This window comes from Nonomuraea sp. CX421, assembly GCF_059358955.1.
In genome coordinates this window covers 190,148-216,152 of the sequence record NZ_JCADBK010000004.1, presented here as the reverse complement: position 1 = coordinate 216,152, position 26,005 = coordinate 190,148, and the positions used below count along the sequence as shown (strand labels likewise).

Annotated in this window: 23 protein-coding genes; 11 read left to right on the top strand and 12 right to left on the bottom strand. The window is 72.8% G+C overall.

What is annotated here, in order from left to right; translation table 11 throughout:
* Nucleotides 1-30: 30 nt before the first annotated feature.
* From AC5L3X_RS09710 to xylA, 3 genes are read right to left on the bottom strand one after another with little or no spacing between them, the layout of a single operon-like run.
* Nucleotides 31-1,134, bottom strand: coding sequence for a Gfo/Idh/MocA family protein (locus AC5L3X_RS09710; RefSeq protein WP_494856452.1), 1,104 nt, complete (start codon nt 1,132-1,134; stop codon nt 31-33).
* Nucleotides 1,131-1,874, bottom strand: coding sequence for a sugar phosphate isomerase/epimerase family protein (locus tag AC5L3X_RS09705; protein WP_494856451.1), 744 nt, complete (start codon nt 1,872-1,874; stop codon nt 1,131-1,133). The genes AC5L3X_RS09710 and AC5L3X_RS09705 overlap by 4 nt, the downstream gene beginning before the upstream one ends.
* Nucleotides 1,871-3,034, bottom strand: coding sequence for a xylose isomerase (gene xylA / locus AC5L3X_RS09700; protein WP_494856450.1), 1,164 nt, complete (start codon nt 3,032-3,034; stop codon nt 1,871-1,873). Before xylA ends, AC5L3X_RS09705 begins: the two co-directional genes overlap by 4 nt.
* Before the next feature lie 81 nt (nt 3,035-3,115).
* Here xylA and AC5L3X_RS09695 point away from each other — a divergent pair, with 81 nt between their 5' ends.
* Nucleotides 3,116-4,258, top strand: coding sequence for an ROK family protein (locus AC5L3X_RS09695; RefSeq protein ID WP_494856449.1), 1,143 nt, complete (start codon nt 3,116-3,118; stop codon nt 4,256-4,258).
* Nucleotides 4,259-4,510: 252 nt separating this feature from the next.
* A complete protein-coding gene (locus tag AC5L3X_RS09690) occupies nt 4,511-4,810 on the top strand; it encodes a hypothetical protein (protein ID WP_494856448.1) in 300 nt (99 codons plus the stop codon).
* Between the two features lie 85 nt (nt 4,811-4,895).
* Here AC5L3X_RS09690 and AC5L3X_RS09685 read toward each other — a convergent pair whose 3' ends face one another.
* The gene (locus AC5L3X_RS09685; RefSeq protein ID WP_494856447.1) at nt 4,896-5,783 is read right to left on the bottom strand and encodes an arginase family protein; all 888 of its coding nucleotides are present in this window, start codon (nt 5,781-5,783) and stop codon (nt 4,896-4,898) included.
* 29 nt (nt 5,784-5,812) lie between these two features.
* Between AC5L3X_RS09685 and AC5L3X_RS09680 the strand changes: the two genes are divergently transcribed.
* The gene (locus AC5L3X_RS09680; protein WP_494856446.1) at nt 5,813-6,457 is read left to right on the top strand and encodes a CGNR zinc finger domain-containing protein; all 645 of its coding nucleotides are present in this window, start codon (nt 5,813-5,815) and stop codon (nt 6,455-6,457) included.
* A 167-nt stretch (nt 6,458-6,624) separates the two neighbouring features.
* Here AC5L3X_RS09680 and AC5L3X_RS09675 read toward each other — a convergent pair whose 3' ends face one another.
* The 3 genes from AC5L3X_RS09675 to AC5L3X_RS09665 form a co-directional block, all read right to left on the bottom strand.
* Nucleotides 6,625-7,944 (bottom strand): DUF2207 family protein, encoded by a 1,320-nt coding sequence (locus AC5L3X_RS09675; protein ID WP_494856445.1) that lies wholly within the window; start codon nt 7,942-7,944, stop codon nt 6,625-6,627.
* Nucleotides 7,944-8,489: a LemA family protein gene (locus AC5L3X_RS09670; protein ID WP_494856814.1), complete on the bottom strand. Its 546-nt coding sequence runs from the start codon at nt 8,487-8,489 to the stop codon at nt 7,944-7,946. The genes AC5L3X_RS09675 and AC5L3X_RS09670 overlap by 1 nt, the downstream gene beginning before the upstream one ends.
* A gap of 90 nt (nt 8,490-8,579) precedes the next feature.
* Complete coding sequence (locus tag AC5L3X_RS09665) at nt 8,580-9,188, bottom strand: dihydrofolate reductase family protein (protein WP_494856444.1); 609 nt, start codon at nt 9,186-9,188, stop codon at nt 8,580-8,582.
* Nucleotides 9,189-9,473: 285 nt separating this feature from the next.
* On the opposite strand from AC5L3X_RS09665, the gene AC5L3X_RS09660 reads away from it, so the two are divergent.
* Nucleotides 9,474-11,663, top strand: coding sequence for a lantibiotic dehydratase (locus tag AC5L3X_RS09660; protein WP_494856443.1), 2,190 nt, complete (start codon nt 9,474-9,476; stop codon nt 11,661-11,663).
* Nucleotides 11,664-11,793: 130 nt separating this feature from the next.
* Complete coding sequence (locus tag AC5L3X_RS09655; RefSeq protein WP_189124639.1) at nt 11,794-12,804, top strand: LacI family DNA-binding transcriptional regulator; 1,011 nt, start codon at nt 11,794-11,796, stop codon at nt 12,802-12,804.
* Between the two features lie 5 nt (nt 12,805-12,809).
* Here AC5L3X_RS09655 and AC5L3X_RS09650 read toward each other — a convergent pair whose 3' ends face one another.
* On the bottom strand, nt 12,810-14,159 hold the full coding sequence (locus AC5L3X_RS09650) for an MFS transporter (RefSeq protein WP_494856442.1): 1,350 nt from the start codon (nt 14,157-14,159) through the stop codon (nt 12,810-12,812).
* A 270-nt stretch (nt 14,160-14,429) separates the two neighbouring features.
* Between AC5L3X_RS09650 and AC5L3X_RS09645 the strand changes: the two genes are divergently transcribed.
* From AC5L3X_RS09645 to AC5L3X_RS09630, 4 genes are all read left to right on the top strand, one after another.
* Complete coding sequence (locus AC5L3X_RS09645; protein WP_189124637.1) at nt 14,430-15,281, top strand: shikimate dehydrogenase; 852 nt, start codon at nt 14,430-14,432, stop codon at nt 15,279-15,281.
* Nucleotides 15,282-15,292: 11 nt separating this feature from the next.
* Entirely contained in the window at nt 15,293-17,344 is a 2,052-nt protein-coding gene (locus AC5L3X_RS09640) for a bifunctional sugar phosphate isomerase/epimerase/4-hydroxyphenylpyruvate dioxygenase family protein (protein ID WP_494856440.1), read from the top strand.
* 51 nt (nt 17,345-17,395) lie between these two features.
* Nucleotides 17,396-18,058 (top strand): TetR/AcrR family transcriptional regulator, encoded by a 663-nt coding sequence (locus AC5L3X_RS09635; protein WP_189124635.1) that lies wholly within the window; start codon nt 17,396-17,398, stop codon nt 18,056-18,058.
* 92 nt (nt 18,059-18,150) lie between these two features.
* Nucleotides 18,151-18,597 (top strand): DUF6789 family protein, encoded by a 447-nt coding sequence (locus AC5L3X_RS09630; RefSeq protein WP_494856438.1) that lies wholly within the window; start codon nt 18,151-18,153, stop codon nt 18,595-18,597.
* A 117-nt stretch (nt 18,598-18,714) separates the two neighbouring features.
* Here AC5L3X_RS09630 and AC5L3X_RS09625 read toward each other — a convergent pair whose 3' ends face one another.
* The 3 genes from AC5L3X_RS09625 to AC5L3X_RS09615 all read right to left on the bottom strand — a co-directional run bounded on the left by AC5L3X_RS09625 (nt 18,715) and on the right by AC5L3X_RS09615 (nt 21,109).
* Nucleotides 18,715-19,983: a S8 family peptidase gene (locus AC5L3X_RS09625; RefSeq protein WP_494856437.1), complete on the bottom strand. Its 1,269-nt coding sequence runs from the start codon at nt 19,981-19,983 to the stop codon at nt 18,715-18,717.
* Nucleotides 19,984-20,064: 81 nt separating this feature from the next.
* Nucleotides 20,065-20,526, bottom strand: coding sequence for a hypothetical protein (locus AC5L3X_RS09620; protein WP_494856435.1), 462 nt, complete (start codon nt 20,524-20,526; stop codon nt 20,065-20,067).
* Nucleotides 20,519-21,109: an RNA polymerase sigma factor gene (locus tag AC5L3X_RS09615; RefSeq protein WP_189124631.1), complete on the bottom strand. Its 591-nt coding sequence runs from the start codon at nt 21,107-21,109 to the stop codon at nt 20,519-20,521. Before AC5L3X_RS09615 ends, AC5L3X_RS09620 begins: the two co-directional genes overlap by 8 nt.
* Nucleotides 21,110-21,247: 138 nt before the next feature.
* Between AC5L3X_RS09615 and AC5L3X_RS09610 the strand changes: the two genes are divergently transcribed.
* Both AC5L3X_RS09610 and AC5L3X_RS09605 read left to right on the top strand, forming a co-directional pair.
* Nucleotides 21,248-23,980, top strand: coding sequence for a CHAT domain-containing protein (locus tag AC5L3X_RS09610; RefSeq protein WP_494856434.1), 2,733 nt, complete (start codon nt 21,248-21,250; stop codon nt 23,978-23,980).
* A 38-nt stretch (nt 23,981-24,018) separates the two neighbouring features.
* On the top strand, nt 24,019-24,375 hold the full coding sequence (locus tag AC5L3X_RS09605; RefSeq protein WP_189124629.1) for a nucleotide pyrophosphohydrolase: 357 nt from the start codon (nt 24,019-24,021) through the stop codon (nt 24,373-24,375).
* Nucleotides 24,376-24,437: 62 nt separating this feature from the next.
* Here AC5L3X_RS09605 and AC5L3X_RS09600 read toward each other — a convergent pair whose 3' ends face one another.
* On the bottom strand, nt 24,438-25,916 hold the full coding sequence (locus AC5L3X_RS09600) for an MFS transporter (protein WP_494856433.1): 1,479 nt from the start codon (nt 25,914-25,916) through the stop codon (nt 24,438-24,440).
* Between the last annotated feature and the right edge of the window lie 89 nt (nt 25,917-26,005).

Sequence of the window (26,005 nt, the reverse complement as noted above, 5' to 3'; positions counted from 1 at the left end):
GACGGCGCACGCGATCCGTGCGGAGTTCGGTCAGTTCAAGGTGGATGCGTGTGGGTTCCAGTCAGGGGGCAGCGGCTCGGGGATCGGGCACGTGGACGCGACCGGGCGGAACTCTCCTCGCTCGGCCGACTCCTCGATGGTCGTCATGAGTTCCAGGACGTGCAGTGCGAGCGCCCCCGACGCCCGGTGCGGGGTCCCGGCGCGGAGCGACCGCGCCAGGTCGAGCACCCCGATGCCGCGCCCGGCCGTCGTGCCCGCGAGGGGCAGCTCACGCCAGTCGAAGTCGCGCGGGCCACGGGCCAGCAACGGGCCCTCGAAGGTGTTGGGATCGGGCAGCGACAGGGCGCCTTCGGTGCCGATGACCTCGATCATTCTGCGGTTGACCGGAGAGTCGAAGCTGAAGGTGGTGGCCGCCATCGCGGTGCCGGGGAAGTCGATCAGGGCGTTGACGTGGGTGGGCACCTCCACCGGGAAGACCGTGCCCGCCTTCGGGCCGGAGCCGACGACGCGCTCCGGGCGGGCCCGGCGGGCGCCGGCGGCCACCCGCGCGGCCGGTCCGAGCAGGGCGACCAGCGTGGTCAGGTAGTAGGGGCCCAGGTCGAACAGCGGCCCGGCGCCGCGCTGGTAGAGGAACTCCGGGCTGGGATGCCAGGACTCCGGGCCGAGCCCCTGGGTGGCGGCGGTGACCGCGACCGGGACGCCGATCAGGCCCGAGCGCACCGCGTGGATCGTCGACTGGATCCCGGCGCCGAGGAACGTGTCGGGCGCGTTGCCCACGCGCAGGCCCAGCCTGTCGGCCTCCGCCAGCACCTGGGCCGCCTCACCCAGGTCGAGCGCCAGCGGCTTCTCGCCGTACACGTGCTTGCCCGCGCGTAACGCCCGGAGCGCGACGGACGCGTGCGCGGCCGGGATCGTCAGGTTGACCACGATCTCCACCTCGGGGATCGCGAGCACGGTCTCCACCGTGCCGGACACGGGCACGCCGTGCTCCTCGGCCACCTCCGCCGCCCGCGCCGGCTCGAGGTCGGCCACACCCAGCACCCGGACGTCGGGGAACGCGCCGAGGTGACGGAGGTACTGGCCGCTGATCACACCGGCGCCGACGATGGCGACGCCCACGGGTCCGCCGCTCAAGAGACCTCCAGCGAGGCGAGGTAGGCCCGGCTGGCGGCGAGGGCGTCGAAGACGTCACCCGCGCAGCTGTCCAGCTCGACGATCCGCCAGGCGCCGGGGGCGGCGGCGAGGATCTCGGGCACCGGCATGACACCCTGCCCGACGGCCGTGTGCGGCTCCTCCTTGACGCCGGGCCCGTCCTTGACGTGCAGCGCGAGCACCCGATCGGCTAACCGGCCGAGCAGGCTGGGCACGTCCGCGCCGCCCACCGCGGCCCAGTACGTGTCGATCTCCAGGAACACCTCCGGCGCCAGCAGGTCGGCGAGGGCCTCCAGCGCGTGGCGGCCGTCGATCCTCGGCTCGATCTCCCACCAGTGGTTGTGGTAGCCGAGCCGCATCCCGTGGGCGGCGGCCTGCCCGGCCAGGCCGTTCAGCAGGTCGGCGGTCCGGGCCAGGCCGTCGCGTGAGGTGAACTCCTCGTGCGCGATGCCGCCGGGGATGATGACCAGGTCGGTGCCGATCGTGGCGATCGCGTCGAACACCGCCGCCGGCTCCTCGCCGAGTAACGCGTACGCGTGCGTGCTGGAGACGGTCAGCCCCAGGTCGTCCACCACCTGGCGGAAGCCCTTGGGGTCACTGGTCGGATCGTACGGCTCGACGGCGCCGTACCCGAGACCGGCGATCCGGCTCAGCACGCCGTCCCGGTCGGCCGCGAGCCGGTCTCTGACGGTGTAGAGCTGCACGCTCAGCGGCCTGGTCACCGGTCCACCCCGCCCCGCACGCCCAGCAGGTGCTCCAGCGCGAGCTGGTTGAGGTGGCTGAAGTGGTAGCCCCGCTCGGCCGCCGCGTCCGGGTCGAAGTCGTCGGCCGCGAGATCGGCGAGCGTCTCGCCCTCGGCCAGCGTGGGCACGGCCAGCTGGTCGACGCGCGAGGCCCGCAACGCGTCCTGAACCTCCGGGTCCGCCCGGAAGGCGCGCGCCTTCTCGCGCAGGATGAGGTAGGTGCGCATGTTCGCCGCGGCCGACACCCACACGTCGGCGGGGTCCTCGGTGCGCAGCGGTTTGTAGTCGAAGTGCCTGGGCCCGTCGTAGCCGCCGTGCTCCAGCAGGTCGACCAGGAAGAACGCGCTCTTCACGTCGCCGTGGCCGAACACCAGGTCCTGGTCGTACTTCGGGCCGTGCTGCCCGTTGAGGTCGATGTGGAACAGCTTGCCGTGCCACAGCGCCTGCGCGATGCCGTGCACGAAGTTCAGCCCGGCCATCTGCTCGTGTCCCACCTCGGGGTTGAGCCCTACCATTTCCGGGTGTTCCAGCTCGTTGATGAAGGCCAGCGCGTGCCCGATCGTGGGCAGCAGGATGTCGCCGCGCGGCTCGTTCGGCTTGGGCTCGATCGCGAACCTGATCTCGTACCCCTGGTCGAGCACGTAGCCGCTGAGCAGGTCGAGCGCCTCCTTGTACCTGGCCAGCGCCGAGCGCACGTCCTTGGCCGCGTCCGACTCGGCGCCCTCGCGCCCGCCCCAGCACACGTACGTCCGCGCGCCCAGCGACGCGGCCAGATCCAGGTTGCGCATGACCTTGCGGATCGCGTACCGCCGCACGTCGCGGTCGTTGCTGGTGAACGCGCCGTCGCGGAAGACGGGGTGGGTGAAGAGGTTCGTGGTGGCCATGGGCACCTTCAGCCCGGTCTCGCCGATCGCCTTGCGGAACACCGCGACGGCCTTCTCCCGGTCGGGCTCGACGGCGAGCAGGTCGTCGTCGTGGAACGTGACTCCGTACGCGCCGAGCTCGGCGAGGCGGTGGACGCTCTCCACCGGGTCGAGCGGCGGACGACTGGCGTCGCCGAACGGGTCGCGCGCCTGCCAGCCGACGGTCCACAGTCCGAAGGTGAAGCGGTCGTCGGGGATTGGCACGAACGCGGTCATGGTGGGACCTCCCGCAGCTTTACCATTAAGTCCACAATCTGCACATAATCCTCGGAGGCGGATGTGGCATCGTCAAGAGGCGTGCGGCACGATTCCATGCGTGCCCGCAATCTCGCCGTGGTGCTCGGCGAGATCCGCGACGCGGGCCCGCTCACGAGGGCGGCGCTCGCGGAGCGGACCGGGCTGACCAAGACCACCGTGTCCAAGCTCGTGTCCGACCTGCTCGACGCGGGCGTGGTGGCCGAGAACGGCGCCGTGCGCGACGGCGAACGCGGCCGTCCGGGCGTCGCGGTGCGCCTCAGCGGCCACCGGGTGGCCACGCTGGGCCTGGAGATCAACGTCGACTACCTCGCCGTCTGCGTCGTGGACCTCACCCTCTCGGTACGGCTGCGCCGTACGAAAGCGGCCGGCAACCGCGACTCGCGACCGGAACACATCCTCGCCGAGCTGCGCTCGCTGGCCGAGTCGGCCCTGATGGAGGCGGAGGCCGCCGGGCTGCGGGTCGCCGGCGCGGCGCTGGCGGTGCCGGGTCCGGTCGAACACGGGCTGCTGCGCAACGCCCCGCATCTCGGCTGGCGCGACGTCCGGGTGGCGGACCTGCTCGACCTGCCGTTCGAGGCGGGCAACTTCGAGGCGGACAACGAGGCCAATCTGGCGGCCCTGGGCGAGCTCTGGTTCGGCTCCGGGGTCAGGGATTTCCTCTACGTCTCGGGGGAGATCGGCATCGGCGCCGGGCTGGTGGTGGACGGCTCGGTCTTCCGCGGCACGTACGGGCTGGCCGGGGAGCTCGGCCACGTCGTCGTGGCGCCCGACGGCCCCGCCTGCCGGTGCGGCGGGCGGGGCTGCCTGGAGGTCTACGCGGGACAGGACGCGCTGCTCGGAGAGGTGGGCTCGATCCCCGAACTGGTCGCGCGGCTGGAGGCGGGCGATCCGGCGGCGCTGGCGGCCTGCGACACGGCGGGGCGGGCGCTCGGGCTGGCCCTCACCTCGGCCGTGCACCTGCTGGACCCCGGCATGGTCGTCCTGGGCGGCGTCTTCGCGCCGCTGTTTCCCTGGCTGGAGGGGCCCGCCCGGGACACCCTGTCCGCCCGGCTCGGTCAGATGCGCCGCACCCCGACCCGCCTCGCCGTCTCGGCGATCGGCGCGGACGCCGCCATTCTGGGCGCGGCGGGCCTGGTCATCCAGCGGGTCTTCGCCGACCCGGCCCGAGCGCTCGGCCTCTGACCCGACCCAGCCAAGGACGATCACCGTCTGAAGGGCGTGCACGGTCGCGGGGTGGCGGGGCGCGGACGGCTGGGGGCGGCTGGGGGCGGCTGGGGGCCACGTCAAACGCTGTGGTTCGGACGACGACAGCCCTGTCACTTCTTGCCAAGGATCACCCGTTGTGGCGAGCACCTTGATCTCGTAGCGTGGGTCAAGTCATCAAAAAAGCTCACTTTTTGGGGAAAAGTGCTCATGAAGATCCGCTCAGCCCGTGTGTTAGCCATCCTGGCCACAGCCGCCCTTTCCTCGGCCGTACTGGGGTCATCGTCCGCGGCCCAGGCCATCCCGTCATCGTGCAGCTACGGCTTCTACAACACCAACGCGGCGAGTTACGCCTCGTGCAGCGTGGGCACCGGGCAGTTCCGGGCCAAGCTCAGGTGCGACATCCCGTGGGGCATCGACACGGTCGCGCGCGGGCACTGGCTGAACGTCACAGTGCCGCCCAGCAACAGCATCGCGACCTGCCCGCCGGACGCGCGCAAAGGTTACGAGCCGGGCATCGAACGGCAGTAACGCCTGATCAGGCTCCGACCTGAGCGTCCTGCCGGGTCGGAGCCCAACCCTGGGACGGGGTGCGGGTGACGGCCGGCGGCAGAGGTCAGTCGGCGAGGGCTTCGGCCAGGATGTCCACCAGCAGGGCGGCCTGGGTCCCGTCCTCGTCCAGGTCGGGATCGTAGATGGTGATCTGCAGCCCGGCCGCTCCGGGCAGGCCGAGCAGCCCTCGGAGCAGGCTCACCAGGCCGGCGGCGTCGAGCCCGCCGGGGGTGGGCGAGTCGACGGCCGTCAGCACCGACGAGTCCAGCACGTCGGCGTCGACGTGGATCCAGAAACCGTCCAGGTCATCACGGACCAGCACCTTCCTGGCCGCCTCCAGGCCACCCAGCTCCGGGTCGGTCACGTGGGCGATGCCGGTGTCCACGAAGTCCCGTAGATCCTCCTCGTCCCGCACGCCCAGCACGATCACGTCCTCGTCGCGGACGTACGGCCGCAACCCGTCGAGGTCCGTCAGGTAGTCGTCGCCGCGCCCGGTCGCCAGTGCCAGATCCTCCCCGGCCGCCGAACCCACGTGCGGGGAGTTGCCCAGGTGCCGGAAGTCGGAGTGCGCGTCCAGGTACGCCAGGCCGTAGCGGCCCGCCCTGCGCAGCGCCAGCGCCGAGCCCAGCAGGATCGAGCAGTCACCGCCCAGCACGACCGGGAACCGTCCCGCCTCCCTGATCTCCGCGACCCGCTCCGCCAGCTTCCGCGTGTAGCGGGCGATGGCCGGGCCGTTCCTGACGCCGTCGCCCGGCCGCCAGGTGGCCACGTACCGGGGCGGCACCACGGCTCCCGCGTCGCTCGCCCCGATCCGTTCCAGCAGGCCGGCGTCCCTGAGCGCCCACGGCGCCTTGTAGCACCCGGGGGCCGCTCCCTCGGCCGGAGGCCGGAGCCCCAGGTTCGACGGTGCATCGAGTACGGCCAGTCGTCTGTCAGTGGTTACAATGCTCATAGTCCTGACGCTAGCAAGGGGGGGGCCCGATGCGCCAGCTGGCCGAAACGGGATGGGTGGCATTGGACCTGGCCAACACCTGGGACGAATACCTCGACTCGCCGGAACGCCTGCCGGACGTCGCCGCCCTCCGCCGCTTCTGTCACGAACTGATCGCGGACCAGGTGACAGGGCGGCCGAGCGGGCCGGACGCGCCCGCGCAGGATCCGGCCATGTCGGATGCGCCGGCCGGGTCCGAGACGGACGGGTCCGAGACGGACGGGTCCGAGATGGACGGGGAGGTGGGAGAGGGCGACCTGGTCGCGGTGCGGGCGGTGCGTGACCGGTTGCGAGCCGTGCTGGCGGCCGAGCCGCGCGAGCGGGCGCGCGCCCTGGCGTCGTGGGTCGCCGAGCTGCCCATACGCGCGACCGTCGAGGAGCTGGACGGCATGCCCGAGCTGCGCCTCGCTCCCGCCCGCGACGCCGGTCTCGCCGAACGGTTCGCCGTCCGCGCGATCCGCGAGCTGCTGGACCTAGCCGCCAAGGGCGACTGGGCACGGGTACGGCTCTGCGCGGCCACGCCCTGCCGCGACGCCTTCGTCGACCGCAGCCGGCCGGGGCGACGCCAGTTCTGCTCCACCCGCTGCGCCAACCGCGCCCACGCCGCCGCCTCCCGTGCCCGTCGCAGCCCCTGAAGGATCCCCCGGGGGGCAGCCCCTCCAGGCGGCGCCGTGGTCACCCGAAGCACGGCATCGTGACCTGTCCCTCGAACGCTCGCGAGGGCCACGACCCGGGCATCGAGCGAAACCGGGCTCCGACCTGCTTCGCGTCGGGTCGGAGCCCCCTGATCGCGGACCTCGCGTCACCTGTCGCCGCGGGCGGCCCGGGACAACACCTCAGTCGTGTCGATCCAGCCCACGCCGCGCGCGACCCTGACGCGCACCACGTCTCCCTCCGACAGCAGCGCCCACTGCTCCCCGGCCATCCCGTACGCCCTGAGCTCGCGGCTGGTGCCCTCGTCGATGGCGCACCAGTGGACGTACTTCGGCTGGTTCTCGTTGCCCCCGGAGCGCTGTCGGCGCAGCCGTACGATCTGGCCTTCGGCCCAGCCGTGGCCGCCGAAGAGCGCGCGGACGGCCGGGACGGCGGCCACCGCGAGACCCACGGCGAGCGCGCCGGGCCGCACCAGCCCGCTCGGCCACAGGTCGAACGCCGAGAGGACCAGCAGCCCGATCCACGTCCAGAAACCCAGGAAGAACCCCGCGATCAGGCTCCTGCCGACGACGTGCAGCGGTTTGCGGCCCCAGATGAGGCGGGCCGGGTAGCGCACGTCGACGGCGTGCCACATGCCGCCGTAGTCGGACCAGGCGCGCCGGTCGTCGGCGGGCACGCTCACCGGCAGGCTGCGCACCGCGTGCGGCGCGAGCCCGAGCGCGGCGGCGTAGGCGAGCGGGCGGCCCCAGATGGCGACGGCCGCGGCGGGCTGCTCGGCGAACCGACCGGCGGACAGATGGGCGCGGACCCCCAGCCAGTGGGCCGCCGCCTGGGCTCCCAGCTCGGTGCCGCGCTCGCGGTTGAGCCGCCGGGTCAGGGCCATCAGCCCGAGGAAGGCGACCACGCCGGCCCCGATCCCGCCCTCGTGCTCGGCGTCGGCCAGGGTGACGGCGACGGCGATGACCACGGCGGGCACGGCGGCGCCGGCCGTCAGCAGCGCGAGCTGGGCCCGGCTCCAGCGGGCCCGCGACAGACCCCGCTGCCGCGCGTCGGCGATGACCTGCTTGCGGAAGCGCTTCCACCAGCTCCCGAGGTCGCGCGCGCCTTCGGCCAGCGCGCCGGTGGCGACGACGCCGTCGCGTGAGAGCGATCGGACGTGGTCGTGGACGAGCCGCTCGTACGGGTTCAGCCCGTCGGCCTGGCGCAGCCGTACCAGGGACAGCTCGGGACCGATCTCCTCGATCTGGACGGCGCCCCTGGCCGCGAGGTCGAGCAGCGTGGCCGCCGCGGCCTCCTCGCACAGCCGCCAGCCGCCGGTGAGGAGGTCGACCACGGCGGGCGGCTCGGCGGCGAAGACGCTGGTCGGCGGCACCGGGTCGGCGTCCGGAGTGCGGGTGGCGAGCGTCAGGGCGAGCAGCAGCAGCGCCCACAGGGCCAGGGCCGCGGCGACGGCCGGCCAGAGCACCATCAGAACCGCACCCGCGCCGGCCCGCGCTCCTCACCCGGTGCCTGGAAGTACTCGCGGCTCGCGAACCCGCCGAGGCTCGCGACGAGGTTGGCCGGGACGGTCTGGATCGCGTTGTTGTAGGTGAGGACGGCGTCGTTGTAGTACTGCCGGGAGTAGGCGATCCGGTTCTCGGTGGTGGCCAGCTCCTCCTGCAGCTCGGCGAAGTTACGGCTGGCCTTGAGGTCGGGGTAGGCCTCGACGACGGCGAGCAGGCCGCGCAGCGCGCCGGTCAGCATGTGCTCAGCGTTCGCCTGCTCGGCGGGGGTGCTCGCGCTGACAGCCTGGGTACGGGCGGCGGTGACGGCGGACAGCGTCTGACGCTCGTGCCCCGCGTAGCCGCGTACGGTCTCCACCAGGTTGGGCACCAGGTCATGACGGCGCTTGAGCTGCACGTCGACCTGAGCCCAGGCGTTGTCGACGGCGTTGCGCCTGCGCACGAGGCCGTTGTAGACGGCGATGACGCCGACGAGGGCGAGCAACACGAGAGCGCTGATGACTACGACCATGATCACGACGGCCTCCACTGGGGGGTGAATGGGCCCATCTGAACAGGTCCGGCTTGCAGCCCGCTGTACGGCCCGCGCCCGGGCGGCTCGCTAGGCGACGGAGCCGTACAAGGGCTTGCCCGCCCACTCGTAGGTGACGTACACGACGCCGGCGCCGGTCATGGTCGACCCGGTGGCCTTCAGCCCGGCCGGCGTGGTGCCCTCGGCGAAGAGCCGCTTACCCTGACCGAGGACGACCGGGAAGATCAGCAGGCGATACTCGTCGACCAGCTCGGCGTCCTGCAGCGTGCGGATGAGGCCGCTGCTGCCCTGGACGAGGATCTCGCCGTCGGTGCTCCGCTTGAGCTCGGCGACCGTCTCGGCGGCCTCGCCCACCAGGACCCGCGTGTTGCGCCACTCGGCGTTCATCGGCGTCCGCGTGGTGACGTACTTGGGCATGCCGTTGATCTCGGCGCCGCCCTCCTCGTCGGGCACGCCGGGCCAGTGCGCGGCGAGGATGTCGTACGACCTGCGGCCCAGCAGCATGCCGTCGGCCCGCTCCAACTGCTCGCCCATGATCTCGCCGAACCCCTCGTCGACGTGCGGGGCCAGCCATCCGCTGTGCGGGAAGCCGTTGGAGTCGTCCTCGCCGGGGCCGCCGGGGGCCTGCATGACTCCGTCCAGCGACACGAAGGTGGAGACCACCAGTCTGCTCGCCATCTGACACTCCTTCTCTCGGTGTGACAGCGGGGTCCCGGTGATCCCGCCGCTCTCGGGTGGCTTCAGCCTGGTGGAGTCACCCTACGGAATCCTTAAGGTTTCCCTCGGCCGGTCTTTCAGCCGGACAACGGGTGTCCCCAGCCGTGGCCAGGGACGGTCTATGGGGCCCTATTTCACCGCGCATATCAGGTAAAGGCGGGCGGTGCGACGTTCCCCCCAGGCAGGGAGAGAAAGGAAGGTGTCGCCAGGAGTCCACACAGCAGGAGTCCACACAAGGGGAGCACCATGGACTATCGGGTGGGTGAGGTCTTCGGCGTGCGGGTGGCGGGACTACCGGTCGGCGAGCTGGACGCGCTGAGGTTCGCGCGCACCTGGGAACTGGTCGACCGGCTCGTCGCCGAGGGAGAGGAGCCCGGCACCGAGCTGTCACGGGTGCTGGCCGCCGAGACGGCCGGCCGCACCGAGGCGCTGCGTCTCCTGGCCTGCGACGAGGACTTCCGGCGCGGGCTGGCCGCCGCGAACCCCGCGCTCTCCGCCGAGCTGGAGGGCTGGCTCGCCCGGCCCGACGAGCCGCCCGAGCGGGCCGTGCTCGCCCGCCTGGCCAGGTACGCCGCCCGCCTCGCCACCAGGACCAGCCCGTACGCCCCCTCCACGATCAGCGGCCTCGGCCGGTGGGACGACGACGGCGACGCCCCGGTCGCGACCGCGCCCGCCGAGCTGCGCCATTGCGTCGTCCCCGAGTCCGATCTCGCCACGGTGGGACGCATCTGGGACGCGCTCGCGACGCGCCCCGGCCTGCGCGAGGCCGTGCGGGTGCGGGTCAACCCGAGCCTGCGGCAGGAGGACGGCTGGCTCTGGTTCCTGGGCAGCGGTCCCGAGGAGACGCCGGTCCGCATGCCGGCCGAGCCCATGCTGGCCGGGTTGCTGTCCTGGGTGCGCAACACGTCCGATCCCACGGTCGGCGGGCTCGAACGGGCCGCCGCCTCGCCCGGCCTGGTGGCCCGGCTCCTGGCGGCCGGGCTGCTGGAGCGGCGGCGGCCGTTCGCCGACCAGTCCCTCGATCCGCTCGCCGACCTGGCCGCCTGGGTCGAGGAGGTGCTGCCCGGCGACTCGTCGGACCGGCCCTGGCTGCCCACCGCGCTCCGCGAGGTGGAGCAGGCGCCGCACGACCGGATCGGAGACGTGACCGGCTGGCTGCTCGCCCGGCTCGGCGACCCGGCCGAGCTCGCGGTCAGGAACGTGCGGCTGGAGACCGCCGTGTCGCCCGAGCCGGTGGCCGTCTGCGGGCGTGCCGCCTGGGAGCCGGTGCTGCGCGACCTCGACACCGTGCGCCGGCTGGCCGCCGTGTTCGACCCCGACCTGCCGGTCAAGCTCGCGCTGGCCGAGCACTTCGTACGCTGCCACGGCGAACGGGCCACCGTCCCGTTCGTCCGCTTCTATCACGACGCGCACCTCGTCGACCGCGACTCCGCGCCGGCCGGTCCGGCGGTGCGCGAGCTCGCCCGGCTGCGCCGGGAGACCTGCGAGATCCTGTACGGCGGGTCGCCCGACGAGCGGGGCGCGATCGTCGCCGACCCCGACCTGGTGGACAAGATGGCGGCCGCCTGGCCCAAGCACCTCCGGCCACCCGGCTCCATCGCTTGCCACGGCCACCTTCTGCCGGGACCGGAGTTCGTGCTCGACTCCGTCACCGCCGGCTACGGCCGGGGCATCGGCCGGATCCGCCACCTGCTCGCCCTGGCCGGCGCCGACACGCCCGCCGTGCGGCCGCGGCCGGTGGCCGAGTGCCTGGGCGGCTTCGGTGCCCACCTCAACCTGCGGCCCTCCTCGGGCGTCACCGTCGACTACCCGTTCACCGTCACCGGCTGGCCGGGCCCGTCGGTGGCCGACCTGCGCGTCTCCTACGATCCGAGCAGCCTGCGCCTGCTGCTGTCCGACGGTGACGGCAATCCGGTGCGGCCCGCCCACCTGGGGCTGGCGCCCGAGGCGACGCTGCCGCCGGCCTGGTCGTTCCTGGTCCGTGTCTTCGGCGAGCCGTGCGTCGCCCTGCCCGAGCCGTGGGAGATCGGCGGGAGCGCGGAGGAGCCGCACGCCTGGCCGCGGCTGCGGGTCGGGCGGGTCGTGCTGGTCCGCGCCGGCTGGCGGATGAGCGCGGCCGACCTGCCCGTCCCGGTCGCCGGCGAGCCGGACGCCGCCTACCTGACGCGGACGGCCCGGTGGCTGGACCGGCACCGGATTCCGCGCCGTTTCTTCGCCCGCCTGGCCGGTGCCCGCCCCGGCTCATTCCGCAGGCCGTTCTACGTGGACGTGACCGACCACTTCCTGCTGCTGTCGCTGGCCAGGGCCGCCACCCGCCGGGGCGGGCCGGTCGTCCTGGAGGAGGCCCTGCCGGACCCGGCCGTCGCGCCCTCCTACGGCCCGCAGGGGCAGCGGGTGACCGAGTACACGCTGGACGTCTCGGCCCGGGACTTCTGAACCTCCGGTCGAAAGATTTCGCGAAACCACCGACAATTTCGTTGCCAGGAGCACAGGTAACCGGGGTGTTACGGGTGCGTCGCAGGAGTGAGAGGGAGTCCAAGCCGAAAGTTTCGGTACACTCCCGACCATGCCAGCGAAGAGGCGGGTGACGATCGCCCTGATAGCCGAGGAGGCCGGGGTCTCGATCCCCACGGTTTCCAAGGTCGTCAACGGCCGCCCCGAGGTCGCGCCCGCGACCCGGCACCGGATCGAGCGGCTGCTGCGCGAGCACGGTTACCAGCGGCGGGCCAGCCAGGGCGACGCCCCGGCCGGGCTGGTCGACCTGGTCTTCGCCGAGGTCGAGTCGCCCTGGGCGATGGAGATCGTGCGCGGCGCCGAGACCGTGGCGTACGAGGCGGGGGCCAGCCTGGTGATCTCCGTGCTGCACACGCACGCGGGCCCTGGCCGCGACTGGCTGGAGCGCCTGGCCGCGCGCCGCACCGACGGTGTGGTGATCGTCGCCTCACGCCTGTCGGCGGGAGTGCAGTCGCAGCTCAGCGCCCGGTCGCTGCCGTTCGTCGTGGTCGATCCGGAGGGCGAGCCGGCGGCCGGCGTCGTCTCGGTGGGCGCCACCAACTGGAACGGCGGGCTGGCCGCGACCCGCCACCTGATCGAGCTGGGCCACCGGCGGATCGGGATGATCAGCGGCCCCGCCGACATGCTCTGCGGCCAGGCCCGGATCGACGGCTACCGGGCGGCCCTGGAGACCGCCGGGATGCCGCTCGCGCCCGAGCTGATCCGGCGCGGCACCTTCCTGGTCGACTCCGGTCACGACGAGGGGCACGCGCTGCTCTCGCTCGACGACCCGCCCACGGCCATCTTCGCGGGCAGCGACCTGCAGGCGTTCGGCGTCTTCGAGGCGGCGCGGCAGCGTGGCCTGCGGGTGCCCGAGGACCTCAGCGTGGTGGGGTTCGACGATCTGCCCCTGGCCAAGTCGGCCTGGCCGCCGCTGACCACGGTGCGCCAGCCGCTACAGGAGATGGCCGCCCTCGCCACCCGTACGGTGCTGGGCATGGGACGTGGTGAGGTGCCGGAGAGCCGCCGGGTGGAGCTGGCCACGGAGCTGATCGTCCGTGAGAGCACGGCCCCACCCGGGTGAGCGGCTCAGGCGGGGGTGGAGACGCCGTCGCCGGCGGGCTTGCGGCCGAGATCCTCGGTCGGCACGTGGGCGGTCTCCTTGGCCGTCAGGACCGCGATGGCGCTGATCGCGCAGAGGATGCCGGTGAAGATCGCCACCCCGGTCCAGCCCTGCAGGCCGAGCCAGCCTGACGGCGAGACGATCCCGGCGGCCGAGGCCACCGCGAAGCCCGCGATGGCGAAGCCGATCTGGGTGCCGATCGCCATGCCCGACAGGCGCACCTTGGTGGTGAACATCTCGCCGTACAACGACGGCCAGATGCCGTTGGAGGCGCTGTAGACGACGCCGAGCGTCAGGATGCCGACCAGGAAGATCAGCGGGTAGCTCTTCGAGTTGATCGCCGCCAGGTAGACGAAGATCATGATCGGGCTGCCCACGGCGCCGATCAGGAAGACGGGCCGGCGGCCGATCCGGTCCGACAGCCGCGCCCACAGCGGGATCGTCACGAGGGCCACGCCGTTGGCGGCGACGCCGACCCAGAGCATGGTGGCCTTGTCGAGCCCGATCGCGTCGCTGGTGGCGTAGTTGAGCGCCCAGACGGTGAAGATCGTGCTGACCGTGGCGATCAGGGCCGCGCAGACGACGCGCAGCACGCTCGCCCAGTGGTCGCGGAAGAGCAGGGAGAGCGGCATCTTCGGCACGGTGCCCTCGGCCACCTCACGCTCGAAGGCGGGGGTCTCGTCCAGCTTGCGGCGGATGATCCAGCCGGCGACCGCGACGGCCACGCTGAGCCAGAACGGCACCCGCCAGCCCCAGCTGAGCAGCTGCTCCTCCGGCAGAGCCGCGACCGGGATGAACGCGAAGGTGGCCAGGATCTGGCCGAACTGCGTGCCGTTGAGCGTGAAGCTGGTGTAGTAGCCGCGCCGGTCGGCGGGGGAGTGCTCCAGCGTCATGGAGTTGGCGCTGGCCTGCTCGCCGGCCGCCGACAGGCCCTGCAGCACGCGCAGGAACACCAGCAGCGCCGGAGCCAGGCCGCCGATCTGGTCGCGGGTCGGCAGGCAGCCGATGAGGAAGGTCGAGACGCCCATCAGGACCAGCGTGAAGACCATGATCTTCTTGCGGCCGAACCTGTCGCCGACGTGCCCGAGGATGAACGCGCCGACCGGCCTGGCCGCGTAGGCCACACCGAAGCTGGCCAGCGACTGGAGGGTGGCGGTGGCGGGGTCCGACTCGTCGAAGAACACCTTCGAGAAGATCAGGGCCGCCGCGCTGCCGTAGATGAAGAAGTCGTAGTACTCCAGCGCGCTGCCGATCCAGGCGGCGAGTGCCGCCTTGCGCGGCGTGCCCTGCTGGTCGCCGGGTGATCGATCGGTCACGAGTGCTCCTTGCGGCTTCGATGGAGGTGGTCGGCTGCCCCCCGGCGCGCGTCGTGAGAGGCCGGGGCTCCCGCCACGCGAGTCCGCCTTCCAGAGATTTCCGGCGAGTTACGAACTAGATAGTTAATTGCAGATGCTGCAGTGACTCATTTCACCTGTCAAGAGCCGGACGGAGAACCGAGTGAGAACGGGGCGCGAGGTCGCCCCTTTCCTCCTGGCCCGGGATGAGATATGACTAACTCACTAGTTCGTACATTGAGGCGAGGGTGGATGACCTCCTATCTGATCGGGCTGATCGGTGCCGGCATCGGCGCCTCCCTCAGCCCTGCCCTGCACGAGCGCGAGGCACGCTTCCACGGCCTGCACTACACCTACCGGCTGATCGACCTCGCCGTCCTCGGGCTCACCGCCGACGACGTGGGAGACCTGGTCCGTACGGCCAGGCGGCTCGGCTACGACGGGCTGAACATCACCCATCCCGGCAAGCAGACCGTCATCCCGCACCTCGACGACCTGTCGGAGGACGCGGCGGTCCTCGGCGCCGTCAACACCGTCGTCTTCGACGGCGACCGGGCCATCGGGCACAACACCGACTGGACCGGCTTCGCCGAGTCCTTCGCCCGCGACCTGCCCGGCGCGCCCACCGGGGAGATCGTGCAGCTCGGCGCGGGAGGCGCGGGCGCCGCGGTGGCCCACGCCCTGCTCACACACGGAGCCGGCCGGTTGACCGTCGTCGACGCCGACCCCGGCCGGGCCGGCTCGCTGGCCGCCGAGCTGGAACGCCGGTTCGGCGCCGGCCGCGCCCGCGCCGCCGACCGCGCCGACCAGGCCGGCCTGGCCACGGCCGACGGCCTGGTGCACGCCACCCCCACCGGCATGGCCCACCACCCCGGGCTCGCGCTGCCCGCCGAGCTGCTGCACCCCGGGCTCTGGGTGGCCGACATCGTCTACCTGCCACTGGAGACCGAGCTGCTGCGGACGGCGCGGGCGATCGGCTGCCGGACCCTGAACGGCGGCGGGATGGCCATGTCCCAGGCGGCCCACTCCTTTCGCCTCTTCACCGGCAAGGAGCCCGACGCCGCCCGGATGCTGACCCACCTGACCGACCTCGTCACCACCTGACAGGAGCACGGATGCGCAAGTCCATCGCCACGGTCTCGGTGAGCGGCACGCTGGCCGAGAAACTGGACGCGATCGCGGCCGCCGGCTTCGACGGTGTGGAGATCTTCGAGAACGATCTCATCGCCAGCCCGCTGTCACCCGAGGAGGTGCGCGCGCGGGCCGCCGACCTGGGCCTGGGCATAGACCTCTACCAGCCGCTGCGTGACTTCGAGGCGGTGCCCGCCGAGGTGCTGGCCGGCAACCTGCGCCGGGCCGAGCGCAAGTTCGACCTCATGCGGCGACTCGGCGCCGACCTGCTGCTCGTCTGCTCCAGCGTCTCGCCCGACGGCATCGGCGACGACGACCTGGCCGCCGAGCACCTGCACCTGCTCGCCGACCGGGCCGCCCGGCACGGCATCCGGATCGCGTACGAGGCCCTGGCGTGGGGCCGGCACGTCAGCGACTACCTGCACGCCTGGCGCGTCGTCCAGCTCGCCGGCCACCCCAACCTCGGCACCTGCCTCGACAGCTTCCACATCCTGTCGCGGGGGTCCGACCCGATCGGCATCGAGGCGATCCCCGGCGACAAGATCTTCTTCCTCCAGCTCGCCGACGCGCCCCGGCTGGCGATGGACGTGCTGCAGTGGAGCCGCCACTACCGCTGCTTCCCCGGCCAGGGCGGCTTCGACGTGGCCGGGCTGGTGACCCACGTGCTCAAGGCCGGCTACCAGGGGCCGCTCTCGCTGGAGGTGTTCAACGACGTCTTCCGCCAGGCCGACACCGGCCGTACGGCCAAGGACGCGATGCGCTCGCTGCTCGCCCTGGAGGAGGCGGTCGGCCTGGCCCCCCAGATCCCTCCTCCTGTGATCCCCACCGGCTTCGCCTTCGCCGAGCTGACCGTCTCCGAGCCCGAGCTGACCGTCTCCGAGCCCGAGCTGACCGTCTCCGAGCCCGAGCTGACCGTCTCCGAGCCCGAGCTGACCGGCTCCGAGTCCGGGCCGGGTGACTCCGACGGCGACCGGCTGCGTGACCTGCTCGCCGCGCTCGGCTTCGCGCGCACCGGCCGGCACGCCGTCAAGCCGGTGGAGCTGTGGGAACAACGCGACGCCCGGATCCTCCTCAACGCCACCGGCACGGAGTCCGCGCCGGAGCGCGCGGCTTCGGTCCCGCCGTCCCCGCAGGAGTGCGCGGCTTCCGTCCCGCGGTCCGCGCCGGGGCCTGCGGCTGCTGCGCCGGAGTCCACGCGGGTGGTGCCCGCGCTGGCGGCCCTCGGGTTGGAGAGTCCCGATCCGGCGGGCTCGGCCGCGCGCGCCTGGTCGCTGCTCGCACCCGTGCTGCCGCGCGAGCGCGGACCGGACGAGGCGGCGCTCGACGCGATCGCCGCGCCCGACGGCAGCCGGCTCTTCTTCTGCCGCACCGATCATCCCGGCCTGCCGGACCGACCCGGCCTGTCGGACCATCCGGGGGAACGCGACCAAGCCGGTCCGCCGGGCGACGTCAGGCGCACGAGCTGGGTGGAGGACTTCGGCCCGCGTGAGCCGGTCGCCGGGCCCGTCTCGCACATCGACCACGTGGCGCTCACCCAGCCGTTGCACCACTTCGACGAGGCCGCGTTGTTCTACCGCGGCGTGCTGGGGCTGCGCCCGCTGCCGAGCCTCGAACTACCCGACCCGTACGGCCTGCTGCGCAGCAAGGCGATGGCCAGCGACGACGGCGCGGTGCGGATGGTGCTGAACATCGCGCGGGTCGGCGGGGAGCACGTGCCGTGGCAGCACATCGCGCTGGCCTGCGACGACCTCGTGACCACGGCGCGTGGGCTGCGCGACGCCCGGCCGGACCTGCTGCTGCCGATCCCGGCCAACTACTACGACGACCTGGAGGCCCGGCACGACGTGCCGCCGGAGCTGAGGGAGCTCGGGTTGTTGTACGACCGGGACGAGCACGGGGAGTTCCTGCACCTCTACACGATCACGGTGGGGCGGGTCTTCTTCGAACTGGTCCAGCGGCTGGGCGGCTACCGGGGCTACGGCGCCGGCAACGCGCCCGTGCGGCTGGCCGTACAGCATGCCGGAACTCGTGGGTGAGCCCGCGACCTTAGGATGAGGCGGACCGGTCCGACAGCTTCGTGGAGCCTCATGACCTCGCAGCCCGCCAGCCCAGCCGCGGCAGAGCGCCGGCGCGACGCCGACCGCACCAGGGCCGAGATCCTCGAGGTGGCGCAGCGGGAGTTCGCCCGGGCGGGCTACGCCGGAGCGAGGGTGGACGAGATCGCGGAGCTGACGCGCACCACCAAGCGCATGATCTACTACTACTTCGGCAGCAAGGAGCGGCTCTACATCGCGGCTCTGGAGAACGCCTACTCCGAGGTGCGCGAGGTCGAGCGGACCCTCGACGTGGAGCATCTGGCGCCCGTCGAGGCGATCCGCACGCTGGCGGAGCTGACCTTCGACCACCACGAGGCCCATCCCGACTTCATCAAGCTCGTCGCGATCGAGAACATCCACGAGGCCGAGCACATCCGCAAGTCCGAGGCGCTGGCCAACCTGGGCACCCCGGTGCTCGACGTCATCTCGCGCATCCTGGAGGCGGGCCGCCGGAGCGGCGACTTCGTCACCGAAGCCGACGCGGTCGACGTACACATCATGATCAGCGCTTTCTGCTACTTCCGGGTCGCCAACCAGCACACGTTCGGGGCGCTGTTCGGGCGCGACATGACGGCGCCCGAGCACCGGGCGCGGCTGCGCGCCATGGTCGGTGAGATGGTCGTGGCCTACCTGCGCGGCGCCGGCGCGCCCTGACGCGAGCGCGGCCTCCGGGATCCGCCGTCGCCCTGAACATCGGCCCGCTGATCTGCGGTTTCCCGTCCGGTCCGGAGGGCAGCCGATCCACCATGATGCGAAATCTTGTCAAAGGGGCCGCGAGCGGGGCGCTGGCCACGGCGATGATGAGCGCTGTGATGGTCGCCGGTGAGCGCGCCGGGCTCATGGCCGGCCAGCCGCCCAAGCACATCGTCCGGTCCTTGCTGCCGGGCAGCGAACGCAAGCGCAAACCGGGCGAGGGGGCGCTGGCCGCCGTCGCCCACTTCGGTTTCGGGATCGGCTCGGGCGCGCTGTTCGGGCTGATGGCCCGCCGTCGCCGCGCCCGGGTGCCGGCGGGCATCGCCTATGGCCTGATGATCTGGCTCGTGAGCTACGCGGGCTGGGTGCCCAAGATGACCGTCCTGCCGCCGATTCACCGCGACCGGCCCGGCCGCCCGGTCGTGATGGCCGCCGGTCACGTCGTGTACGGCACCGCCCTCGCCTGCGCGCTCAACCGCCTGGACAAGCCCGGGGAGTGACCGGTGGGCTCAGCGGGCCCACCGGCCGAGGGCGTCGTCGAGGTAGTAGGCCAGGCCGAAGTAGCCAGGGAGGCACCGACCCCGTGGCTGCGCAGTTCGGTGGCGTTCGCGGACATGTCAGTAGCGGTCGAGGCCGGGGGAGTAGGGACGGATGCCGCGAGCCTGCGGCACTTCCTGGGACAGACCCGGGTGGCCGGAGAGCAGCGTCTCCGCGGCCTCCTGGACGTTCGTGCCCTGTGCCATGGCGACGGCCACCATCGCGCCGGCCGCGTACGCGGCGGCCGCGGACGTGCCCGGCCAGTTGGCGCCGCCGCCGAAGTCCACCGGCTTGCGCTCGACGTTGGCGACCAGCGCGCCGTGCGCGTCGCGGGTGAGGAGGGAGGCCCGCTCCAGGAACAGGCCGTCGTGCGCGCCCGGCGCCATCAGGCCGATCCACGGCCCCGACTGGGAGTAGCCCGCGCGCCTGCCGTCGTCGGCCAGGGCGCCCACGGCGATCACGCCGGGCAGCGCGGCGGGGAAGATCGCGCTGTCACGCGTCGGGCTGGGGTAGGACCCGGGCCGCAGGACGTTCCCCCAGTTGCCGGCGCTGGCGACGTGCACGCAGCCCAGCCGCGACTCGGCCCGCTCCAGCACGAACGGCGGCCTGTCGTCCCAGGTCGCCCCGCCGAGCGAGGTGAGCAGGAGATCCACCTCACCGCTGAACCGGACCATCGCCTTGGCCAGCGTCCAGGAGTCGACCTCGTTGGACGCGTTGAGCGCCTGGCGGATCACCAGATCGGCGCCGGGCGCCTGCCGGGCCACGATGCCGGCCAGGTGGACGGCGTGTCCCAGTGTGGCGGGCGGGTCGGTGTGGTCGGCCGCCCCGAACAGGGAGGAGTCGGCGAGATAGTGCCCGGCGAGCTTCGGGTGGCGGTAGAGCGCGCCGTCCAGGATGCCGATCGTGAACCGGCGTCCCCGGTAGGACTCGCGCGGCTCGATGACCACCTCGGCCCTGGCGGCCAGCTGCTCCGGGTCGCCCTGGCCGCCGCCCGTGTAGGGCGTGCCCTCGGCGTACATGCGGATCTTGGCCATCCGGGGCACCCACTGCTTCGTCGCCTTGAACCTCTCACGCAGGTGGTACAGCACCCGGTCGAGGTCGCTCGGCGCCGCGCCGCGCGCGGCGGCGCCCGCCTCGGCCCGCATCCGGGCGTCGAGGTCGGGGTCGTACGGGAAGCGGTCGAGGGCGTCGAGCCTGATCCGGGTCAGCCCGAGCACGAGGTCGCCGTCGGGCTCTCCGCTGACGAACCCGTCGAGCTCGGCCAGCAGCAGCCTCTCGTCCCGGGACTCCACCACGATCTCGTGGGACAGGTATCGGTCGGTAGGGGTGGTCGCGTCCGAGTACGGCATGGGTCTCTCCTTCGATGGCTCCGTACCTGACGGAGGGCTCGGAGAGCCGCCTGATACAGACCTGACCTGAAGCGGACACGTCTAGAGGGTGATCCAGGTCGTCACCACGCTGACGCCGTCGGAGGTGCGGCACCGCAGGTGGAACGGGTGATCGGGGATCGGCCTGATGGCGAACCCGCCGACCTCGTCGGTGCGGACCGTGGTGGTCACGCCGGACAGGACCCGCACGTGGATGTCGGCCACCTGGCTCGGCACCACCTGGCCGATCAGGGCGTCGCCGGCCACTTCGAGCTCGATGGTCAGCGACCGGCAGACGAAGGTCATGGCCCGCAACGGGGCGGACTCCGACCGGGTGAGCGCCCCGGCGGGCTCGCCGTCCACCTCGGAGTCGAAGGCGAGCCGGGCGAGCTCGTCGTCGATGTCGCGCCAGGCGAACGCCGCCCGCGCCGCCTCGACGACCTCGCGGGGGACCTCCTCGGCCGCGCGCCTCGCCGCGGCGAGCTCGTCCAGGAGCCTGTCGTCGCTCCATCGGCGTTCAGACATCGCCGCCGCCTTCTCCCGGCAGGTAGCCGTTCAGGTAGGGGCTCTGGCGCAGCTTGGCCAGGCATCGGGCACGCGTGGGGCCGATCCCGCCGACCGGGGTGCCGAGCCGGTCGCCGATCTCGGCGTACGAAGGGGGCGGGTCGCGCATGAGCAGCGTGAGCAGCTTGCGGCACAGGGCCGGCAACTGGGCGAAGGCCGCGCGCAGCGCCGCCTGCCGCTCCGCCCGCTCCAGCTCGTGTTCGATCATCGTGGTGACCTCGTCGTCGGCTGCCAGGTCGACGGTCATGGGTTGCTCGGCGACCTCGCGCCTGCGTACTGCCCGCAGAACGCGGACGCATTCGCGCTGGGTGGTGACGGCGATCCAGCCGGGCAGCGCGGCGGGGGTGCGCAGCACGGCGAGGTGCTCGACCAGGCGCAGGCAGACGGTCTGGGCCACGTCGTCGGCGTCGGGGCGGCTCAGCCGGTGCCGGAGACAGATCGACCAGATCAGCGGCAGGTAGCGCTCCACGAGCTCGTTCCAGGCGTTCTGGTCGCCCTTGCGCGCGCGGGCGACCAGCGCGATGACGGTCGGATCATCACGCATCGGGCGCCTCCCATGCCTAGAGCTCGTATTGTCGGGACTTCCGGCGCGGACGGCAACAGCGCGCCCGGTCCGGCCAAGGACGGGTTGTCTCCCGGCTGATACATCACAGACGTGGGGTCGTCCGCCACACTGCGAGAGGTGAGCCGGACTCCAACCGACTCGGCCGAGGCCATGCTGCGCCTCGCCGAGGCCGACCCCGCCCAGCTGACGTCCGTCGCGGCCGGCGCGGCCCGCCGGGCCCGCGCGCGGGGGGACACCGCGCTGGAGTCGGTCGCGGAGCGGGCCATGGGGGTGGCGGCGACCCACCTGCTCGACCTGGCCACCGCGACGCGCCACCTGCGCGCCGCGATGCGGCTCGGCGAGCGGGCGGGCTCGCCGGAACTGGCCGCCGAGGCCCGGATCAGGCTCGCCTTCGTGGCCAGCCTGCGCGGCCGGCCCCACCACGCGCTGGACGAGATCGAGAGCGTGCTGCCCACCGTGCACGGCGTCCTGCGCGCCCGGGCCGAGGCCCAGCGGGCCGCGATCTTCAACCACCTCGGCCGGGGTGACGACGCGCTGGCCGGCTACCGCCTGGCCGTTCCGGGGCTGCGCCGCGCCGGGGACCGCCTCTGGCTGCAGCGGGTGCTGTCCAACCGGGGCATCGTGCACGGTTACCGGCACGAGTTCACCGCCGCCGAGACCGACCTGCGCGAGGCCGAGGAGCTGTGCACCGAGCTCGGCCTGGACCTCTCGCTGGCCATCGTCAGGCTGAACCTGGGGTGGGTCACCGCCCTGCGCGGCGACGTGCCGTCCGCCCTCGCCTATCTCGACGGGGCCGAGGAGCGCTTCCGGGCGCTCGGCACGCACCAGCTCGGCTGGCTGCTCGCCGACCGGGGTGAGCTGCTGCTCTCGGTGGGCCTGGTGTCGGAGGCCCGGCTCGCCGCGCGGGAGGCGGTCGAGCAGCTGAGGCGCAACCGCCGCGCGATCGGGCTGCCGGAGGTGCGGCTGCTCCTCGCCCGTACGGCCGGCCTGGAAGGGGACCACGACGAGTCCGTACGGGAGGCGAGGCGGGCCGTCACCGAGTTCAACCGGCAGGGCAGGCCGGAATGGGCGGCGCTGGCCAGGTTCGCGGTGCTGCGCTCGCTGGCCATGGGCGGGACCCGCGCTCCGGCGGCCACGCTGCTGGAACGGGTCGCGGTCGACCTGACCGCCGCGGGCTGGCCCGGCGCGGCCGTGGAGGCCCGGATCCTCGCGGCCCAGCTCTCCCTGCGGCGCGGCCGGCCGGAACAGGCCCGCAAGCAGCTGGAACAGGCGGCCAGGCCACGCTTTCGCGGCCCCGCCCTGCTGCGCGCCAGGGCCTGGCACGCCACCGCGCTGCTGCGGTTGAGCAGGGACAACCAGCGGGGCGCGGTGACGGCGGCCAGGGCCGGGTTGCGGGTGCTCGACGAGCACCGCGCCACCCTGGGCGCGACCGACCTGCGCGCCTACAGCGCCCAGTACCGGTTGGACCTGGCCGCGCTCGGCCTGGGCATGGCCCTGCGCGCCGGCCGGGCCGAGGCGGTGCTCGCCTGGGCCGAGGAGGGCCGGGCCAGCCACCTGCTGATGCCGCCGGTCCACCCGCCGGACGACCCCTACCTGGCCGGGGCGATGGCCGAGCTGCGCGCGGTGATGAGCGAGATCAACGAGCGGCGGCGGGCGGGGCAGGGCACCGGGCGGCTGGGTCAGCGTCAGCTCGCTCTGGAACGTGACATCCGCGACCACCGCCGCCGCCAGCCCGCGGTCGGCTCGCCGATGGGCGCCCGCCCGGTCGGGGTGTCCACGTTGGCCGGCGCGCTCGCGGACGCGGCGCTCGTCGAGTTCGCGCTGCTCGACGGTGAGCTGCACGCCGTCACGGTCGCGCGCGGCCGGCCGGCGCTGCACCGGCTCGGAGCCGCCGCGCCGGTCAGGGATCTGGTCGACCGCATCCCCTTCGCGCTGCGCCGCCTGGCCGGCCGTGCCGACGGGGTCAACCGGGTCGCGGCCGGCAGGATGCTGCGGCACGCCGCCGAGCACCTGGACCGGATGCTGTTCGGCCCGCTGTCGGGGGTCATCGGCGACCGGCCGCTCGTGGTGATCCCCACCGGTTTCCTGCAGGCGCTGCCGTGGTCGATCCTGCCCTCCTGCGCCGGGCGGCCCGTCACCGTCTCGCCCTCGGCGACGCTGTGGCACGCCGCCGCCGACGCGCCCGGCGAGAGCGGGCACGTGCTGGCCGTGGCGGGGCCGGGACTGCCGGGGGCACGGGCGGAGGCCGAGGCCGTCGCCGGCATCCACGAGGCGGCCGTGCTGGTCGGCGCCGAAGCCACCGCCGAGGCCGTGCTCACCGGCCTGGACGGCGCCCGACTGGCCCACCTGGCCGCGCACGGGCGGCTGCACGCCACCAACCCGCTGTTCTCCTCGCTGCACCTGTCGGACGGCCCGCTCACCCTCTACGACCTCGAACGGCTCCGCCGCTCGCCGCAGATCGTGGTCCTCGCGGCGTGCGACAGCGGGCGCTCCATCGTGCGCGCCGGCGACGAACTGCTCGGGCTCAGCGCCACGTTCCTCGCCCATGGCGCGCGTACGATCATCGGCTCGGTGGTCTCCGTCCCCGACGCCGAGACCGCCGAGCCCATGATCACCCTGCACCGCCTGCTGGCCGCCGGTCACTCCGCGGCGACCGCGCTGGCCGAGGCGCAGCGGGCCACCTCCGGTGAACTGCTGGCCGCTTCTGCCGGTTTCGTGTGCATCGGGGCTGACGTGCTCCTTCAGGATGACCTGGCCTCCGACGGCGCCACAGGGACCGCTGATGCGGTGGCCCTTCTGTCGGGGAGTTCGCGCCGTCACCCATCTCGGAGGGCGGCGCGCGGCGTCTGATACCTGTCCGCGGCGTGCGCCCGGTAGGGTCGCCTGGCGTGAGCACCGAGTTGGAACGGCTGGCCGCGCGGTTGAGCGAGTTCGCCCGAGTCAGAGACTGGGAGAGGTTCCACACGCCGAAGAACCTGGCGATGGCCCTGTCCGGTGAGGTCGGCGAGCTGGTGGCCGAGCTGCAGTGGCTCACCCCCGACGAGTCCGGCGACCTCGACCCCGCCACCCTGGCCAGGGTGCGCGCCGAGCTCGGCGACGTCACCGCCTACCTGGTCCGCCTGGCCGACGTGCTCGGCGTCGACCTCGTGGCGGAGGCCAACACCAGGCTCGACGTCAACGACCGCCGCTACGACCCCGAGCTCTACCACGGGTCGATGCGCAAGGCGCCCCCGCTCGACCCCTGACCATCTGGCCGAGGTGCGCCGGCGGACCGGGTGCCGCTCAGCCCGGTGCGCGCCTCGTCCGTTCACGTGGTGACCCGCTCCTCCATGGTGTGCCGCCTGAGCAACGCGACCGTGAGCACCGCGAGACCGGCGAAGATCAGCGCCCCGGTCAGCGCCACGGCGTTGAGACCCGTCGTGAAGGCGGCACGGGCGACGTCCAGCACCTCGGGCACGCCCAGGGCGGCGGTGATGCTCTCGCGGACACTCTCCGAGGGCAGCGTCTCCGGCAGGGACGCGCGGTAGACGGCGGTGCCCAGGCTGCCCAGCACGGCCACGCCCACGGCCACCCCGAACTCGCCGCCGGTCTCCGACAGCGCCGCCGCCGAACCCGCCTTCTCCGGCGGGGCCGCCGTCATGATCACGCTGTTACCCACGCTCATCGGCAGCGCGATGCCGGCCGAGGCCAGAGCCAGGCCGATCACCAGCAACCCGGTGCCGCCCGAACTGGGCACCTGGGTGTGCACGACCAGCCCGAGCGTCGCCACCACGAGCCCGATGCCCATCACGTACGCGGGACGCATCCAGCGGGTCAGCGCCGGGCCGAGCGCCAGAGCGACGATCATGGCGAAATTCTGCGGCAGCAGCCAGAGCCCCGCCCGCAGGGGTGAGAGCCCTTCCACCATCTGCAGGTACATCGTGGACATCAACGTGGTGCCCGCCATGACGATGCCGCCGAGCAGCAGGAGCGACAGCGTGGTCGCGAAGGCACGGTTGTCGAACAACCGCAGGTCCAGCAGCGGGTTCGCCAGGTTGCGCTGCCGTCGTACGAACACCACGCCGAGCACCAGGCCGACCACGACGGCGCCGAGGGGCAGCGGCTGCCAGCCGCCCCTGGCCACCTCCTTCAGCCCGTAGATGATTGGCAGGATGGTCCCCAGCGACAGGGCGACGCTGACCAGGTCGAGCCGGCCCGCCTCCGGGTCGCGATACTCGGGCAGCAACGTCCGGCCGGTGAGCAGCAGCACGACCATGAACGGCACGCCGAGCAGGAATGCCGAGCCCCACCAGAAGTGTTCCAGCAGCAGCCCGCCGACCAGCGGCCCGAGCGCCATGCCCACCATGAAGCAGCCGAACCACAGCCCGATGGCCGCGCCCATCTGCTTGGTGTCGGTGAACATGTTGCGGATCAACGCCATCGACGACGGCATCAACGTCGCCCCGGCGATCCCCAGCAGCGCCCGGGTCACGATCAGCATCTCGGCGGTCGTGGAATACGCGGCGGCCACGGAGGCCACGCCGAACGCCGCCGCCCCGATCAGCAGCAATTTCCGGCGGCCGATCCGGTCGCCCAGCGTGCCCATCGTGACCAGGAAACCGGCCAGCAGGAACGAGTAGATGTCCATGATCCACAATTGCTGCGGCGCGGTGGCCCCGAGATCTCCGCTGAGATGTGGCAGTGCCAGGTAGAGCACGCTGACGTCGAGTGAGAGCAACAGGGCGACCGAGGCCAGCACGGCCAGTCCGATCCACTCCCGTCGTCCCGCGAGGGTTGCGGTGTCCATCAAGCCTTCCCTTTTCCTTGCGGCATACGGTTGTGGGGAAACAGTGTGCGAAAGCGCTTAAGGACTTCTTCTCGTGGGCTTAAGGCGGC

Excerpts from the sequence above, each read along its gene's own strand:
- xylA (WP_494856450.1), bottom strand. The coding sequence starts at position 3,034 with ATGACCGCGTTCGTGCCAATCCCCGACGACCGCTTCACCTTCGGACTG.
- AC5L3X_RS09685 (WP_494856447.1), bottom strand. The coding sequence starts at position 5,783 with ATGAGCATTGTAACCACTGACAGACGACTGGCCGTACTCGATGCACCG.
- AC5L3X_RS09680 (WP_494856446.1), top strand. The coding sequence starts at position 5,813 with ATGCGCCAGCTGGCCGAAACGGGATGGGTGGCATTGGACCTGGCCAAC.
- AC5L3X_RS09675 (WP_494856445.1), bottom strand. The coding sequence starts at position 7,944 with ATGGTGCTCTGGCCGGCCGTCGCCGCGGCCCTGGCCCTGTGGGCGCTG.
- AC5L3X_RS09670 (WP_494856814.1), bottom strand. The coding sequence starts at position 8,489 with ATGGTCGTAGTCATCAGCGCTCTCGTGTTGCTCGCCCTCGTCGGCGTC.
- AC5L3X_RS09665 (WP_494856444.1), bottom strand. The coding sequence starts at position 9,188 with ATGGCGAGCAGACTGGTGGTCTCCACCTTCGTGTCGCTGGACGGAGTC.
- AC5L3X_RS09660 (WP_494856443.1), top strand. The coding sequence starts at position 9,474 with ATGGACTATCGGGTGGGTGAGGTCTTCGGCGTGCGGGTGGCGGGACTA.
- AC5L3X_RS09655 (WP_189124639.1), top strand. The coding sequence starts at position 11,794 with ATGCCAGCGAAGAGGCGGGTGACGATCGCCCTGATAGCCGAGGAGGCC.
- AC5L3X_RS09645 (WP_189124637.1), top strand. The coding sequence starts at position 14,430 with ATGACCTCCTATCTGATCGGGCTGATCGGTGCCGGCATCGGCGCCTCC.
- AC5L3X_RS09640 (WP_494856440.1), top strand. The coding sequence starts at position 15,293 with ATGCGCAAGTCCATCGCCACGGTCTCGGTGAGCGGCACGCTGGCCGAG.
- AC5L3X_RS09635 (WP_189124635.1), top strand. The coding sequence starts at position 17,396 with ATGACCTCGCAGCCCGCCAGCCCAGCCGCGGCAGAGCGCCGGCGCGAC.
- AC5L3X_RS09630 (WP_494856438.1), top strand. The coding sequence starts at position 18,151 with ATGATGCGAAATCTTGTCAAAGGGGCCGCGAGCGGGGCGCTGGCCACG.
- AC5L3X_RS09625 (WP_494856437.1), bottom strand. The coding sequence starts at position 19,983 with ATGCCGTACTCGGACGCGACCACCCCTACCGACCGATACCTGTCCCAC.
- AC5L3X_RS09620 (WP_494856435.1), bottom strand. The coding sequence starts at position 20,526 with ATGTCTGAACGCCGATGGAGCGACGACAGGCTCCTGGACGAGCTCGCC.
- AC5L3X_RS09615 (WP_189124631.1), bottom strand. The coding sequence starts at position 21,109 with ATGCGTGATGATCCGACCGTCATCGCGCTGGTCGCCCGCGCGCGCAAG.
- AC5L3X_RS09600 (WP_494856433.1), bottom strand. The coding sequence starts at position 25,916 with ATGGACACCGCAACCCTCGCGGGACGACGGGAGTGGATCGGACTGGCC.